We start from the raw sequence: 17,261 nt of genomic DNA, 5'->3' as shown, positions 1-17,261 counted from the left end.
AGTCTGAGTCGATATCGTGCTAGTAAAATAATGAAAGTGCTCGGCTTGGTGAGCAGACAACTATCAAAGCACAAGTACCAGTAAAATGTAACCTGTGACAAAAGTGCCGTAAGCAATGGTGAGAGAGCGGTAAGCCCCTAGAAATTTATCCGCAATAACTCCTCCAGCAATTGCGAACAATGGTCCGATAGCGGAAAAGGCTCCAACAACCATCATGGTTTCAGCTTCGCTATAGCCTAGATTTTCTAAGAAGAACCGGGTGAGGATAACCATCACACCATAAAATGACAGACCAAACATCGCTTGGCATACCATCATAGATTTATTTAACTTATTCCAAATATTAATCCACCATTAAAATGTTAATTGGCATATTGGTCCATACAAATTAACATTAATAGCATATAATATTCTGTTACATTTGACTTGGAGGATTAAAAATACACACGATTTTTTCTAATAATCTCATTATTTTTTGTAATGCATATTGGCAAAATCAGTCTAATTGAATTGAGGTCGAGGTGAGTAATTTGAGTATTATTGATAGCGTGCATACTCCTTTCTAGGTGGGTATATAGAAAAACCGCCTTTTAGGAAGGCGGATTTTTTCAGCACCATTCTACTTTTGTGATACTGAAGGTTATCTTTATGCATGAGGTTTCGTTCTAAGCTTATAAGTGAGAAAGCTCAACGTAAGCTATTAATGGTAACAAAAGCCAATAGTGGAAAAATCACATAATCCCATATTTTTCAAATGCTTCGACTGTCGACATACCGTTATTTAGTGCATTTCGTACTCTGTCTTCTCCTGTCACCTTGTCAAGCGCACGAGTAACAACTTCCTGCTCATGCTGTTTAGGAATCACCAAAATACCGTCAATATCACCAAAAATAATATCACCAGGATTGATTAAGGCTTGACCTATTAAAATGGGTACTCGGTAATCAATCACTTTACCTCTTGGTCCTTGGTCCTGCGCATAGCGACCTCGTGCTGCAACCGGAAACCCAAGAGCTGCAATTTCCTTTGAATCACGAACGTAACCATCTAACACAGCTCCCGCAGCGTTTAACTTCATCGCTCGAGTCGACATCAACCCTCCCCATAACGCGTATAGAGGGGACGACCCTGTGCAAATGTATACTTCATTTTCCTCAAGGCTATCAAGTGCTTGAAACATTAATCCAAATGGTTGATTTAATGCTGTATTGTGACTTGTGATCGATGTTTCCCCTATCATATCGGCCTCGACCACTGTCATGGCACGACCAACAATAACCTGTTTATCATCTAAAACAGTTAAATAAGGGGGAAGAAACTGATTCTGCAGATCCATTTTATCCATGACATCACCGACTACTGCGGTGAAAAGCTTATCTCTGATTATTGAAAAAAGAGAATTGTCATCTTGCCACATAATTATATCCTTAAAGGTTTTTTGAGTGCTCGATTCATTATTGCTCTCGAGGGTCGTAACGCACTAAATTTAGAAGGTAACCGCCGTCAATCGTCAGCGTGTCACCAGAGATGTATCCAGCGTTATCTGATATAAGAAAGGCGATGGCATTAGCGACATCCTCAACTTGTCCTAAACGTGACAACGGGATCCACGATTCAAATTTATCTCGTCCAAAGTGAGTAATTTCATCTCTATTCATTTCCGTTTCAATGGCACCAGGCGCTACGCCCAACACACGAATACCATGCTCCGCCCATTCAAGTGCAAGTGATTTTGTCATCATGGTAAGTCCCGCTTTAGAGATACAATAATGGCTTAATCCTAACCTTGGTATGGTTTCATGTATGGATGACACATTTAAGATTACTCCTCCTTGTGCCTGAGCAATCATAGTTTTGGCTGCATGTTGTGCACAGAAAAATGCACCCTTAACATTGGTGTCAATGACTTTATTCCACTGCTCTTCCGTTAGGTCCACAGCAGGAACTGTGCTCTCCATTGCGGCATTATTTATCAGAATATCGACACCTCCTAAATGAGTTAGTGTCTTCTGAAACAACACTTCAATTTGAGTGTTGTCACTAATATCTGCTTGAATAGCCGCGGCATTACAATGTGGCCAACTTTTATTTATTTCTTGAACCAAATCTTGCGCTGGTCGCCCCGCAGTATGGTAGTTGATAACAATCTGTGCTCCCTGACTGGCAAGGGTTCGTGCGATTTCAGCACCAATCCCCCTAGACCCTCCGGTAACAAGTACTCGTTTATTGGCTAGCATTCATTTCTCCTTTGGTCGCCTCACTGATCATTGCTTTTATATACCCAATGGCGTAAGCCATACCTGAGTGCCAAGGAGCATCACAATTCAACTGAGGTGTGTGATCTGGAATAACGACGCCATCAAATCCGTTTTGATGAAAAACAGACAATAGACGCTTAATATCCACATCACCTTCATCAATAAAGACTTCCGTATAGTGGGGGATTTTACCTTTCACGTTTCTGAGGTGAACGTACCCGATTTTGTTGCGTTTGCTCCAATCGGCTGCATGTTCGTAAATGTTACCCTCGGTCATTTCAGCGACAGAACCAATGCAGAGTTCTGCTCGGTTAAAAGAGGAGGGAACCAGATCGAATAATTGATTGTAGTACCGAGGCTGATACACCAATCTGGCGTGTCCACGCATTGTTGGCATTGGAGGATCATCTGGGTGAGCCGCAAGTATCACGCCTGCTTTCTCCGCCACAGGTGTGAGAGCTTCAAGAAAATAACGGAGGTTACTCCACAGTTGTTCATGAGTAATTGGAGGTAAAAAGCCTTGGGGAGCATTGGGGTCGTATTGCATGTTCCAAATCGTTCCATTCGGAATTGGGCTGTCAAAATCAAAATTTCCCTGACGTAGCCCCACACTTTCTGCTCCACCTCGAGCGTATGGACCTTGTTCCCACCCCCAAACCCCCGCTATCGAAAAGTTGTATCCCATAACAGGAATTCCCGCTTTTCCAAGGTTAATAATGATTTGTTTGAGGTATTCCAATTGCTCATCTCGTTTCGGACCACCTATCAATACATCAAACCAGTGGGCCGGATCAAAATTCTCAATCGCATGAAGTGTGAGCCCGTGAGCCTCAATTTGATGTTTTAGATTCAGTAAATAATCAATTTCCCACACTTCAGTATTACCTGTTGTTCGACCCCAGCCAGCATCTGTCGTCCCTGGTAGGCGAGGCTCCTGGCTAAAATAGTCCGTAAGGTGGGCAACAATATGTGTAACACCAATTTGCTTTGCAAAAATGAAGTTACCTTCATTAAGCATATGATGATAAAGACCAATTCCAATTTTCATGATTTATCTCTCTACTTTTGGTCGTTGAATAACACTAACGAAAACAGCCACTAATATAATGACGCCACGAGCGACTTCCTGCGCAAAGGGAGATACGCCCATAAGCACCATGCCATTACCTATAAGTCCTATAAAAACAACACCTAAGAAAGTGCCAATGATGGAACCAGACCCACCCATTAAACTTGTGCCGCCTATGATGACTGCTGCGATAACTTCAAATTCAAGCCCCAACGCGATATTAGATGAACCGGCTTGAATACGTGATGACAACAAAATTCCTGCAAACGCAGACAGTGCGCCAACTAAAGCAAAGGTGATAATGCGTGTACGCCAAACGGAAATTCCTGAGAGATGCGAAGCATTTTCATTCCCGCCAACGCAATAAACCGAACGACCATATACAGTGCGTGTGCTGATAACATAAAAAAGAGCAAATACCAGCAGCATTAACAGCCCAGGAACGGGAATATTTAGCCCCAAAATTGGTATAGAACCACTTCCCCAAAACTCAAACCCTTCAGGGAATGGGGTGACTGGAAAAGCGTTAGTAATGAGTCGCCCAGAACCACGAAGTATCATAAATAGCGACAAAGTGAGTACAAATGATGGAATAAGCCAACGTACGCGAATATACCCAGCCACTGCATGAATTACGGCTCCCTGTAAAATAACTACAATAACCGCTAGAGAGAGTGGCCAACCTTGCTGTATGACCAGGACACCAAGAAGCGACGATGACCATGCGACTGCAGAGCCAACACTAACGTCAATATCACCTTCAATGATCATCAAGGTCATACCACAAGCAATGATTCCATTGAACGATATTGCCAACAGAACGTTAAGCAAATTACGTGATGATAGAAAGTTAGGTGCAAACGCGACAAGACCGATAAAAAGTAGAATTACTGCCAACAGCAATCCAGATTTGGAAAACAGACGACTGAGTTGAACGCTAACGCTCGGTTTGGTCTCTGAAGTAGAATAGGTTTGGCTCATTGAGTATCCTTACTGTTGCTCATTCATAACCAGTGTCATGACCGATTCTAGTGTCAATTGCTGTTGTGGGTAGTCGCCAACGATCGTCCCGTCATGCATGACTAACACTCGGTCACTTACATCTAGTACTTCCTCAATCTCGGAAGAAACAAAAAGTACCGCCATGCCATCATTGGCAAGAGAACGAATGAGGCGAAAGATCTGTTCTTTTGCTTGAACATCAATGCCTCTGCTTGGCTCATCCATGAGGAGTATTTTGGGTTGGGTATTAAGCCAGTTCCCAATAACAATTTTTTGTTGATTTCCACCGCTGAGGTTATTTACCTTGGTATCAAGACTTGTGGTCTTCACATCAAGCTGCTTAATTTTTTCAGCCGTTAGCCGCTGCTCTATGTCGGTATTAAGCCAGCCATAACGGCTAGTTTGACTCATAGCTGCAAGTGTCATGTTGGTAGTAATGGGGAAGTCGAGTAATAACCCTTCCTCTTTGCGATCCTCAACCGTGATACCAACACCACGAGCTTTCATTTCACTTGGGCTAGGGTGTTCGATAAGCTGTTCTTCGACATGGATAGTACCTTGCTCAAAAGGATCCAACCCAAATAGGGCACGCAGTAACTCCGTACGCCCAGAGGCTAGCAACCCAGCGACCCCAAGCACTTCACCAGCATGAAGGGAGAAATTAATGTTGGTCAGCTTGTGATTGGTTAGGGCATTGACCTTTAGGACGCACTGACCACGAGAAGCGCCAGTTTTGTCGATCGAGACACTTTCCCAATTGTCACCAACCATCAAATCAGAGATTTTGGCTGGTGATGCTTCTTCAACGGGTATCGTCCCAGTTTCTTTTCCATCACGTAGCACGGTTACGCTATCCGCAATTTTGGGGATTTCATGCAAGCGATGAGTAACGTACAAAATGGCTTTTCCTTGTGCGGCAAGGCGTTTCACCACTTGGTGCAGCATGTCAATCTCTTCAGTAGGAAGGGCACTGGTTGGTTCGTCAAGTACCAGTACTTTGGGATCATAAGAGACCGCTTTCGCAATCTCTATTAACTGCTGTTGAGCCACGCTAAGCTCCCCCACAAGAGATTGAGGGGAGATGGAAATACCGAGGTTTGATAAAGCACGTTGTGCAAACTGCAAATCCTTTGTACTGTCTATCAACAAATGTCCGAAAGCGCCCTTGGTGTGCCACCGCCCAACCAAGATATTCTCGGCAACCGTTAAACTTGGAATCAAGCTTATCTCTTGATAAACGGTGGCAATACCTTGGCGAAGGGCACTGATTGGCGAATCTAAGGTCACCTGCTTACTGCCAATCTCAATACTGCCCTTATCAGGATGGATGGAACCACTAAGCATTTTAATCGTGGTAGACTTTCCCGCTCCGTTCTTACCCAGTAACGCACGAACTTCACCACACTTCAGTGATAGCGAGAAGTCATCCAATGCACGAACACCAGGGTAATGCTTAGTTAATCCTTTGAGACTAAGAGCTATATTGTTTTGCATGGTACGCACTCTGTTAGTTGGCAAATATTGCGCGTCCGTTAGAAGACATAAAAGTGTCAATCTGGCGAATATCACCTCGAGCGAACAAAATTGTTGGAACCGTCAGTTTTTTAGCGACCTCTTTATTATTGAGTGCGTCAAGAGTGATATTTATGGCATCGTATCCAAGCTGGAAAGGAGCTTGACCAGTAACAGCCATCAAGGTGCCTTTTTTACTTTTAAGGAATTGTGCATGTTGGGCGCTCATATCAGTACCAAACACTTTGACTTTATTCGAAAGGTCCAAACCACGAACAGCTAAGACGTGTGCCGTAGTCCCGCCTTCATTTGCGGCCCATAGAATGTTGATATCAGGGTGAGCCTGCAACATTGCCTCAGAGATAGGTAAAGCTTGATCAGACAAAAAGCCAGTTTGATCGGCTTTAACTTCATACTCAATGCCTGCGTCACGGAGCGCATCGAGGAAGCCTTGCTTACGAGGAATACATGCTTCAGGGAAGGTATCGCAATTCAGTATGCCAATCTTAGCTTTGCCATTTAAATTGGCTTTGATGTAATCGGCAGCCGCTTTGCCAGTTTTTAAGCCTAGGTCTCGGTTTTCAGTCACTAGGAAAGAAACGATACCCTTGCGCTTGTTCTCTTCTAGGCAAGTGTTTGCACACACAACGGTGACACCTTCGTTTAACGCCTCTTTTACCGCAGATGCGGATGCACTTGCTGAAAAAGTATTTATAACAATGGCATCGACATCGCGTACTAGGTAACCGTCAATCAAACTGGCTTCTTTTGCCAAATCAGTTTCTGAGTTTCCAAGTAGCAGCTCAACATTTTTCTCCTTAGCAGCCGCTTTCATTCCATCTTGAAAAGTTTGCATAAAAGTATCGCTCTGAAACACGATACTGGCGATAACAGGTCTATCTGCTGCGCAGACACTAGCAGAAAGTACCGCTGTTAAAATTCCGGCAATTATCTTATTCATCATTCGTTCCTTGTGTGAGTAAAAAAGATTGATTGTTTTTTAACCGCACCATTAACTTCGCACATTCAATTTTAAAATTCAACACCATCCTGTAGAATTCATATGGAATGTGTAGAATTCTACAGGGTAAACAGGAATATTTGACGATACACGGATTGTCATATACTGTTTCAAGCAAGATTTTGAATGATGATAAATAAAAGGTTTTTCAATGAATTTGGCGGAAGTAGCTTACAAAGAATTGCGTGATCGCATCGTGAGTAATTCAATCAAACCGAATGAAAAATTGGATATAAGCCAGTTGCAAACCAAGTTTGGATTCAGTAAAGCTCCCATTGTGGACGCACTATCACGCTTGCGCGATGAAGGGCTTGTCATTAGCCGCCATAGAGTGGGTACTTTTACTGCACCACTGTCTAGAAGTGTCATTGAAGAAGTGTTTGAAGCTCGAAGTATGATTGAGTATTGGATTACACCAACTGCGCTGCATAATGTAAGTAATCGTCAAATAGCGGATATGCAAAAATTGATCGATGAAGCAAGTGTCTTGTTGCAAGTGGCTGAAGAATCAAATTTTGATTACCCACGATTTATGCAGATAGATCATCAGTTTCATATGTCAATTATTCAACTAGCCGAGATGTCGAAGTTCGAAAAATGGTTTGATGAATTAACCGCACACATGACTAGAGCAAGGCATGTTTTTGATGATGATGCACTACAACGCAGCCGAGAAGGGCAACAAGAACATATCACCATTTTAAATGTAATTTCGAAACGTGATGTAGAAGAAACTCGAAAACAGTTGTTGGCGCATACTCGATCTAGCCGTGATAGCATACTTGGTCACTTGTAGATTACGATTAATCGCATTTTGATTTAGTGCCTGTTTCCTCTTACAGCAATTGAGCCATCACGTTTGCTCACCCTCCAAATTCTTTGAAAGTGCGCCTGCTTTTTGCTAAGAATTTAATATTCTTATTCCCATCAAATGGACGTATCCCAACTCAAATGCCCTGTCAGGGGATAAGCATATTAAGTCATTCCTAAATTAGCAAAAAATCGTTTATTTATTCTTTTGTCTCAAAATCTGACTGTTTTATCAGTTACTTTAATGCGTATCTTCTAGCGAATAAAACTTGAGCTTCAAATTCAAATTTTAGCTCTAGTTCTGCATAACAGTTAGAAGCATGGAAAAGACGTCAAAAGCCAAGGAATGGTTTCTATGTACACATACAAATACTTCATGACTGCCGTTGGGCTGTCATCTGCTCTGTTGCTTAGTGCCTGTGATACAGGAGGAAGCCATACCAACAGTAGCGACAATGCCTCTAAAGCTACCACACTTAATATCTCGATTTCTAAAGCACCCGTGGATGGTGCATCCTGTACTTTGTTGGACGATGAAAACAACGTTGTTGGCGGTCCTCAATTAAGTGTTAACGGTCAGTTAGAGATACAACTGAACACTTCTGGTCTGTTTATTGTTCGGTGTGAGGGTGGGGAGTATTTGGATGAATCGACAGGGCAACGTGTTGACGCCTCTTCACTAGTTCTTCGATCTGTTATTAATGTGACTGCGGGGCAAACGGTTATTACGGCCGTTACACCATTGACAGAAATGGCGGTTCAGCGTGCCGAAAAAGATAACGATCTATCGGATTTTGATCTACAAGCAAAACAAGTCGCTGAGAGTGTTGGCTTAACGAACATAGACATAACGCAAGTTGTACCTACAGATTTTAACACCCAGCAATCAGATGGGCGTTCCGATGCGGATCGCTATGGATTGATTCTCGCGGGTTTAAGCCAAGTCACGAAAGGGCGAGGCAATGGCGGTTCGGTTCAGGCGATAACCGATCTCATCAAAAGTTATGAAAGCCGGATTGAAGCCAACCCAGATTCAGTTAAAAACGAACTGCTAAATAGCTTAGTGGTGTTATCAACGAGTGATTCGGGGGCTGGAAGCAATATCGATTCTCTCACCATTGAAACGGTTCAAGACAACCTTTCATCTTCTCCTTCACCAGCAGCAAAAGACAGCGATGGCGATGGTTTAAGTGACGAACAAGAGCAAACTCTGGGAACCAACCCAAATGTAGCGGATACCGACGGAGATGGCGTTAACGATTTTGATGAAAATCGAGATGGCAGTAACCCACTGGATTCATGCAGCCCTAATAGTTCGGCAGACGATTGTGATACGGATGGTGATGGATTAACTAATGCGCAAGAACGCGCATTGGGAACTGATCCAACGAAGGCAGACACCGATGGCGATAACCTCAGTGATTTTGAAGAGAACCAAAACAACACAAACCCGTTAGATGCCTTTGACCCTGAAGGACCTTGTAGCCCTAACCCTCGCTCTGCCAGTTGTACAGGTGAAGCGGATGATGATGGTGATGAACTCTCGAACGCCAGAGAAGCGACGTACAACACCAATTCTGCATTGCCCGATACCGATGGTGATGGGCTTGAAGACGGTATTGAAGTCGACTACTTCAATACGAACCCTTTATCTGCCGATACCGATGACGATGGCGCAAGTGACGGGGCAGAATTTGATAATGGCTCGGATCCTAACGTCGCAGACTCCGATGGAGACGGGCTAAATGATGGACAGGAAATTGCGCTCGGAACCAAACCCCGAGTTGCAGACAGTGATATGGATGGCTTGTCCGATAACGCTGAAGTCAATACACATGGCACAGATCCATTAAAACCCGATTCAGATGGTGATGAGTTACTCGATAAATTTGAAGTAGTGGAATTGAACACTAACCCTTTACTTACCGATACCGACAGTGATGGTTTAAATGATCGTGAAGAGTATGATCTGGGCACTAACCCCCTGTTATCAGATAGCGATATGGATAGCGTTACTGACGCTCAAGAAGTGGGGGATGGAACTAACCCGCTTGTGCCCGACACCGATGGTGATGGGCTAAGCGATGGCGCGGAAAAAACAACGGGGTCAAACCCGCTAAAACGAGATACTGATTCTGATGGACTGAGCGACAGCGCAGAAATTACTGCCAATACAAACCCAAATGATAACGACTCAGACGACGACGGCTTACTGGATGGCGATGAAGTAAACACACAAAACTCTAACCCCAACCTGGTCGATAGTGATGGCGATGGTTTACGTGATGACTATGAAGTGCTCTACGGCCTGAATATAAACGTTAATGACGCCAGTGACGATCTTGATTCAGACGGTCTTTCCAACCTGGCTGAAAAAAATAACAACTCCTTGCCAAATGATCCAGACAGTGATGGAGACCTGCTCAATGACGGCGATGAAATTGCCTTGGGCACCAATGTACTCGTTAAAGATTCTGATGGCGATGGGCACACCGACGGGCAAGAAGTCAGCCTAGGCTCAAATCCATTGAGCACCGATAGCGATGGCGATGGCATTAACGACGATCAGGAAAGTCGTCCACTTTTCGATTCAGATAAAGATGGCCTAATTAACATAGCCGATACCGATTCAGACAACGATGGTTGGCTCGATGCCGACGAAATCGATGCCTTGTTGGATACTGATGGTGATGGCTTCACCAATATGATCGACAGTGATTCCGATAACGATATTATTCCTGATGGTAAAGAAATCGCACTAGGCAAAAACCCGTTAGACAGTAGTGACAATAATCCCATAACGGACAGTGATGGCGACGGGATTACGGATGTCAACGAATTTGTAAACGGCACCGATCCAAATAAAGTCGACACTGACGACGACGGCTTAAGTGACAAATATGAGTTGGACAACGGCTTCGATCCGGTTAACCCAGCGGATGCTGCATTGGATGCTGATGGTGACAAGCTCAGCAATATACAAGAGTTTTTACTGGGTACGGATTTAAAAGACTTCGATAGTGATGATGATGGGTTAAGTGATTACATTGAACTGATTGTTTTCAGACTCGGCAACAAAGATATACCGAGTGGGCGTGGCTATACCCTAAATGAAGAAACCAATTTTGGCGCATTTCAAGTTCGCCATTTAGATGGAGACACCCTCGAATTCTACGAGACAGACAGTATATTTGAAAATCTGAATTTTGCTACGTTAGCCGCACATTGGACTTACGATACCGATCCGACTAACCCAGGCGGTGGTCCAACGGGTCCTGTTGGCCTTCCTGCTTTTCCTAGCATGTCGTGTATTCATTATGCACCGAGTGAAGCGTATACACTTACAACACATAACGCGCTCGTTGATGACGTCGATCGCGATGGTTTAAAAGATGGCGAAGAAAATAATTTTGGTATCGATCAAGGCTTTTTAGAGGCTTCGGCTTCTGCTAGTGCTTTACTGTTTAGCCAAGAAATATTTGGCGACCCTTATCCGGGTGATGCCATATTTGCCATATATGAAACCAACGACCGAGATGATGCCGACGGGTACGATATCGTTATTTTCGATAACAGCGGTGCCGATTATTCTCTTCGTATCGGTCAACTGGCTTCGCCGAGTCGAAAATACATCATCGATCGCAAAGCAGCAGGGGAAGTCCCCATATTCGTCGCATGGGATGGCAACGCAGATGGGATTCCGAATATTTTTCAAACTATCGACCGCAAAGACTGCTTGAGCCAAAAAGTGGTGGAAGACTTGGCGTTGGATGCTTACCAACATGCCGATTTTGATGGCGACAATCTGTCCGATGCCTATGAAATTCTGGTTCTTGGCAGTAACCCGAAAAGCAATGATACCGATAACGATGGAGTAAGGGACAATCGCGAAGCGATGCCAGACTTTATTGTCGTTGGCGGGGCAAATGATCCGCTAAACTTCATCTCTTCTTTCGACACCGTTAGAAGCTGTCATTCAAACCTATTCGAAGCGGATACTGATGGAGACGGTTTAAGCGATGGCATCGAGTGTGACAATGGGATGTCGACAACGTCTAATGATAGCGATGGTGATGGTCTGCTTGATAACCAAGAAGTGCGTATTTGCGGCAGGGATGAAGCAGGATGTAGGGAAGGCGACTTGGTCCGAATGAGTAACCCCGTCGGCAACGATACCGACGCTGATGGCATTCCAGATGGCAAAGATCTTCGCATTCTCAACCCCGATTTTGATTTAGATGGAATCCTAGACGGCAAAGAGCTAACGGTTGGTTACAACGTTTCAACTCAACATTTCAGCTCTTCCGCTGGCAGCGACTTCATACCAAGCACTTTCACAATGGATATTCCTGATAACGCGATCGCTTATCGAATATTGGTGGAACTTGAACCGACAGTAATCAATCAAGATGTCGACGCATTTTTAGCCGGATTACCGGGTGAGATTACTAGCCATTCCGTTCATCCATATGGTACACAGTTTATCGCGAACAATGTCATCGAAACGGTATCCGGACAAACCAGTATTGATGTCGACTTGAGTGGTAACCACATTCGAGTTCTGAATGTCTACCTAATTGGCTACTCAGAGCTGGACGTAATACCAGCGATTCCAACACTGGCAACCCGAAAAGATTCTGACCTAGACGGTATTGTTGATAATCAAGAATCGTTAGAAACACTTTGGTTGTCAGCCGAGCATTACAGTAGTGAATCTGCGACGGTAACAAGCAACCGCAAAGCACTAAATGGCCAAGCTATTCAAGTTCAAGGTGCGACAGCAGGAGATTCCATCCTAAAAATAACGTCTTCCGAACACTTTATCTCTGGGCTGAAAGCCATGGACTATGCTCTCTACATTCGAGCGTCTGAGGATAATTTAGGTGTTTCTCAGTCTATCGACGTGGATCTACGTTATTCCGGTGTTTTGGATAGCAGCACGAGCATTACCGATCTGTCACTTCATTATGATTGGAAATACGTGGGCAGTGTTGATGCCACTTCAGAATTTGAAATAGACGTGAAAACCAATGTGACAGGAGATAGCTCATTTATTGATGAGATCGCCTTTGTTCCGCAAAGCTTTACACCAAGTACCATTACTTTAGAAAATTACAACAATTTTGAAGAAACCAGACGTGTTCCCAATGTAACTGGAACCGTTCAATTACATCGTGATTTACCATGGGGTTTAAGTGCGCCAATGCAAGCGGATACCGATGGCGACGGCTATCGCACCAACGCTGGTATTCTCGCTGGCTCAGTGGGCTGGTTGACGGATGGCTTTGAACGGCAGTTAGGTCTAAACAGCTTTGATATTGATTCTGATCTAGATTATCGATTAGAGGATCCCGATCGTTTTGAATCTGTAACTGTGTCTGGAAATTCATTGATTGTTGCAGGCACACCCGATGGGGTTGCCGATTTTACGGATAACAACGATCCCAGCCCGACACCGCTAGACAGCGACGCAGATGGAATCGATGACGCCGTCGAGCAAGCTTTCCAGTTACAGCGCTTAAGAAATGCTTGTGTCGCCGCAAGCGCTGCTCCTGATATTGATTGCCCAGAGTCGAACTTTGACGACCTTTCTGATCTCTCAACCTATTGTACTGATGCACTCGATGGGTCTGGCGCATTGCCACTTTGCGATTACGTGGATGACGACAGAGATGATGATGGTATTCCGGATGGTTTGGAAGATCGTAACGGAAACGGATTGGTTGAAGCGAATGAGTCCGACCCCAACAAACTGGACACGGATAACGATTGTATTTCTGATGGTGTAGAACTTGGTCTCAGCTGCCCCATTGGCCAACATACGTTAATGCTTGTTGGCGCTGAAACCTGCGACGGCAATACCTACACCAATGTGACTGTTGGCGGTAAGCCCGAGGCGACAACCGGTTACGGTGGATTTACTCCTGATGCAGACAGTAATACGACTTCAAACCCAGCTTTGGTGGACACTGATGGTGATGGCATCAGCGATGGTAACGGGTTGGATGGGCTAGGCTTGCATGTTGGAGGAAACTATTTTGGGGAAGACAACAACTGTAATGGGCGCGTAGACATAGGTGAAAGTGACCCATCTCTTAAAGACACAGATGGCGATGGCTACCCTGATAATAGCGAGCGCATTGCAGGCACCAATCCTCAAAATACGGACAGCGACGGCGACGGTCTCAGTGATTACGACGAAATCAATCAATTCAACACCGATCCGCTCGTTGCCGATACGGATGGTGACGGGTTAATTGACGGTGCTGAGGTCAATCGTGCTGGTGGAGCCACTAACCCTAAAAATGCCGACACGGATGGCGACGGCATAAACGACGAAGAAGAGATACTGGGTACATCTAGCCGTTATCAGTGCGGAACGGATTTCCACCAAATCTGCGGTGATGAAGGGGATTGTATTCCTAGAGCAATTTGTGGGTCTGGGTCGTCGACAGGCGCTTTCCTTTGCAACTTTGATGCGTATTGCGCACAGCAAACGGCGATGACAGAAGCACAGTGTTTAAGCTCTTACGAGACCTGTCAGGTTTCGCCAACCGATCCCCTCCAGAAGGATTCAGATGCCGACGGATTGCCCGATTTACGTGAATTAACTTTGTCGAAAACCAATCCAAATAATCCCGACACCGATGGAGATGGTTTAAGCGATCACGTTGAGTACTATACGTTACCACCTCTTCGCAAAAGCTGGCTTGCGGATCCAAGACAATACGATACCGATAAAGACAGCGTGAACGATGGGGTTGAAGCGGGGCAAGGGAGCAACCCAAACAACGTAAGTGATGTGCCTAGTATTGTGTATATTGGCACTTACGGTTTGGTCTTCGATCTCAGACAGTTCACGCTGAACGACGGTGTTTTTGTTCGAACAGGTTCAGAAATCCCGTTAACCTGCTTCAATCTGCCGTCTCCACCCACTTATATCGATGGTGAAATTCGTATTCGTTCAACCGAGCAAGGCTACGTTATGAATGTGGTCGGAGATATGTATTTGAGCGGCTATGGCAAGCCTAAGCTGTGGACACAAGTAAACAGCGGCGCGACCAGCTTTGATGAAAATTACCAAACAGCGTCTGTTGCCATTGAAGATTTCAGTGTGCCAGGTATGGAACTCGACCTTTCAGACGGATCAAAACTGCGGTTTGGTCGTTTGACCTCAATAGACGTATGTAGCCCTGTCTTAACACAGTCAAGTGGGACACTTGTACTGCCAGCGCCTGTATCTGGGAACGGAGCATCAGTGGCACAATATACTCTAAGCGATATCAAACTCTCGACCGCCACGGAAGAATTTAAAGTATCGCGTTTAAGGCAAGAAATACCTGTTCCAGTAGGTACGCCTTCAGAGCAAGCTTCACTTTATCATGTCGACTATGTGGGGGATTTAACCTTTAACCCAGAGTTAGGCTCTTTGATGGGGAGCGGCACCATATTAATGCCACTACTTTCCGACGAGCCCATATTGCCGTACAACTCGCCCATTGCGTTCGAGGATATCACCACGTCTGTTCCTAAGGTTGATTTAACCGTGGGAGATAGCTTTACCATCGAATTTGGAAAGTTCTCTGACGGTGGCTTGTTGAGCAATTTGAACATAGACCTATCAAAGGGCGGCAAATGTCGTATAGAAGGAGATTTCAGCGACCCAACATTCATCTGTAAGATCAAACGAACCAAGCAAGGCGCGTATGAATTAGAGGGAGAGATTTCCGTTAACCCTGCAGGGCGCTTGCAGTTTGTCGGTAACTGGGCAAATAACCCTGATAGATCATGGCGAGATCTGGTCTTTAATCATCAACCGATAGCCAGCCAAATACCAAACTCAGACAACGGACAATTGGATTTCACAGGAACCCTCACGGTGCCCGTGACCAATCTACCACTAGAATGGCGACTTGATGGTCAGATGCTGTCGGACATCAGTACGCGTGATGGGGATCCGTTATTCACTGGTATGAACGGCACGCTGAACCTCAATATTCGCAAAGCTGCTGAAATTGAAGAAGCCATAAACTCGCCGGTACAGCTTGGTTTAGAGGTGGGGCAGGCGGGCGTCGCTATGATCTACAGTGACGCGACACCACAATTTATGTCGTTCTACACAGAGCAAGGCATAAAAATGCGCGGTGTGCCTGTCGTGGAGTCGCTTTTTGACCTAGCAGTGAGGGCTGGGGCAACTTGTGATTGCGTCAACAACGGTCTGATCGACTTAACTAACGGGATCGTACAGGGCAATAATCAAATTGCCTTAATGCCTGGTCAATTTGGTGAGCTCTCCTATACGTTAACACCGCCCATCAAAGTCAGCCCTAATACTGGTCGATTTAACTACATCGATGGCACAGCTGGCGGTATGGAACTAGAAGGGCGCTACGTTTTCCGTTTCTACGAACTTGAGCCGATCGAAACAACCATTGAGGGGGATATTGGTTTCAACGGAGAGTTTCTGTTTAGCGGCACAGCCACAGCTGGTTTCGGTATACCCAGTTTAGCGAATCTGCGTTTTGGCAGCAGTACAGTAATCGTAACGGATAAAGACTTTAAAGCCGAAGGCAACATCAATATTCCAGGGCTGGGCGGTATGACGGGTAGCATTGAAATAGACAGACCCAGTTTAGGTGTTTACTCACCGACAGAGTTCTCCTTTCCAAGAGCACGCTTTAGCGCAAACGGTGATGTCTCGATTGGAGGGTATACCTTTTCAGAGGTGACCGCTTCTGCTCAAACCTATTTGCCTACTCGTGGCGGAAGTATCTTCTCATCACAAGGTTTACGTCTGTCTGGAAAAATGCAGCTGCCCATTGGAGCGGGTGGCAGTTTGGTGTCGGTAGAGATGTCTGGGATATATAAATCGCCTACCGATTGGGAGTTTACCGCGACGAACAAGGCACTGAATGTTTTAGGTTTCGCTGCAAATGGCAATGTAACGCTTTCCTCTAGTACTGGGCTAGTGATGGTCACCGAATTTTCCGTTCCGTTGTTTCCAGAATTCAGGTGGGTAATACACGCGCAACCTAATGGTGCTATGTCGGCAACTGGGCAAAGGGTAGGGAATGGCGTTCTTGGAAATAACAGCCCAATTGCGTTAGGTAGCGGGATCATGACCATTTATAAATCAAGTGGTACGGACATTCCTGATATTCAGTTCAAAGGCAACTTGATTGTCAAAATACCGGGCACACGCTATCGAATGGATGCGGCGGATGTCACTCTTAATATCGCGCTGGACGGAAGTTTTGCATTCCGAACAGATTTTGACATTTTCGGACAAACCATGGGGGTAGATACCAGCTTTGGTCGGAGTGGTACCAGCATGAATGGTAGCGTTAATTTAGGAAGCTTTGGTCCTTTTTATGCCACGATGAAAATGTCGTTCAACACGTTAGGGCAATTCCGTTTGATTGCGGATACCACGCTAGGTGCGGTACACATTGGCACTAACGGCTGCTTTGGCGTTAGGGTTGGGGTTTGGAAATTGAAGAAAACCGTTACCGTATGCATTTAGATTGGATCGGTCTTTACGGTGTTGTGCGACATGGAAGAAAGCAGCAAAGGCGTAAAGACCGGTTG

At 45.0% G+C, this 17,261-nt stretch carries 8 protein-coding genes and 1 pseudogene; 2 read left to right on the top strand and 7 right to left on the bottom strand.

The genetic code is table 11. The features are described 5' to 3' along the window. Positions 1-72: 72 nt before the first annotated feature. The 7 genes and pseudogenes from Q8W40_RS06010 to Q8W40_RS05980 all read right to left on the bottom strand — a co-directional run. A pseudogene (locus Q8W40_RS06010) lies at positions 73-342 on the bottom strand (major facilitator superfamily transporter); the annotation flags it as partial. A 389-nt stretch (positions 343-731) separates the two neighbouring features. Beyond that, positions 732-1,418 carry an RraA family protein gene (locus tag Q8W40_RS06005; protein ID WP_305396303.1) on the bottom strand — a complete coding sequence of 229 codons (687 nt, stop codon included), beginning with the start codon at positions 1,416-1,418 and terminating at the stop codon, positions 732-734. Between the two features lie 37 nt (positions 1,419-1,455). Further along, entirely contained in the window at positions 1,456-2,238 is a 783-nt protein-coding gene (locus tag Q8W40_RS06000; protein WP_305396302.1) for an SDR family NAD(P)-dependent oxidoreductase, read from the bottom strand. Beyond that, positions 2,225-3,307: a mannonate dehydratase gene (locus Q8W40_RS05995; RefSeq protein WP_305396301.1), complete on the bottom strand. Its 1,083-nt coding sequence runs from the start codon at positions 3,305-3,307 to the stop codon at positions 2,225-2,227. The genes Q8W40_RS06000 and Q8W40_RS05995 overlap by 14 nt, the downstream gene beginning before the upstream one ends. A 3-nt stretch (positions 3,308-3,310) precedes the next feature. Next, a complete protein-coding gene (locus Q8W40_RS05990; protein WP_305396300.1) occupies positions 3,311-4,309 on the bottom strand; it encodes an ABC transporter permease in 999 nt (332 codons plus the stop codon). Positions 4,310-4,318: 9 nt separating this feature from the next. Next, positions 4,319-5,824: a sugar ABC transporter ATP-binding protein gene (locus Q8W40_RS05985; protein ID WP_305396299.1), complete on the bottom strand. Its 1,506-nt coding sequence runs from the start codon at positions 5,822-5,824 to the stop codon at positions 4,319-4,321. A gap of 13 nt (positions 5,825-5,837) precedes the next feature. Continuing rightward, positions 5,838-6,803: a substrate-binding domain-containing protein gene (locus Q8W40_RS05980; protein WP_305396298.1), complete on the bottom strand. Its 966-nt coding sequence runs from the start codon at positions 6,801-6,803 to the stop codon at positions 5,838-5,840. A gap of 211 nt (positions 6,804-7,014) precedes the next feature. On the opposite strand from Q8W40_RS05980, the gene Q8W40_RS05975 reads away from it, so the two are divergent. Then, positions 7,015-7,659 carry a GntR family transcriptional regulator gene (locus tag Q8W40_RS05975; protein ID WP_305396297.1) on the top strand — a complete coding sequence of 215 codons (645 nt, stop codon included), beginning with the start codon at positions 7,015-7,017 and terminating at the stop codon, positions 7,657-7,659. Between the two features lie 369 nt (positions 7,660-8,028). Next, positions 8,029-17,196: a hypothetical protein gene (locus tag Q8W40_RS05970; protein WP_305396296.1), complete on the top strand. Its 9,168-nt coding sequence runs from the start codon at positions 8,029-8,031 to the stop codon at positions 17,194-17,196. The last annotated feature ends 65 nt before the right edge of the window (positions 17,197-17,261 follow it).

This window comes from Vibrio penaeicida (assembly GCF_030689305.1).
In the GTDB taxonomy this organism is placed as follows: Bacteria; Pseudomonadota; Gammaproteobacteria; order Enterobacterales; family Vibrionaceae; genus Vibrio; species Vibrio penaeicida_B.
Note: the sequence above shows the minus strand (reverse complement) of the source record. Positions and strands in the feature narration are given on the sequence as shown.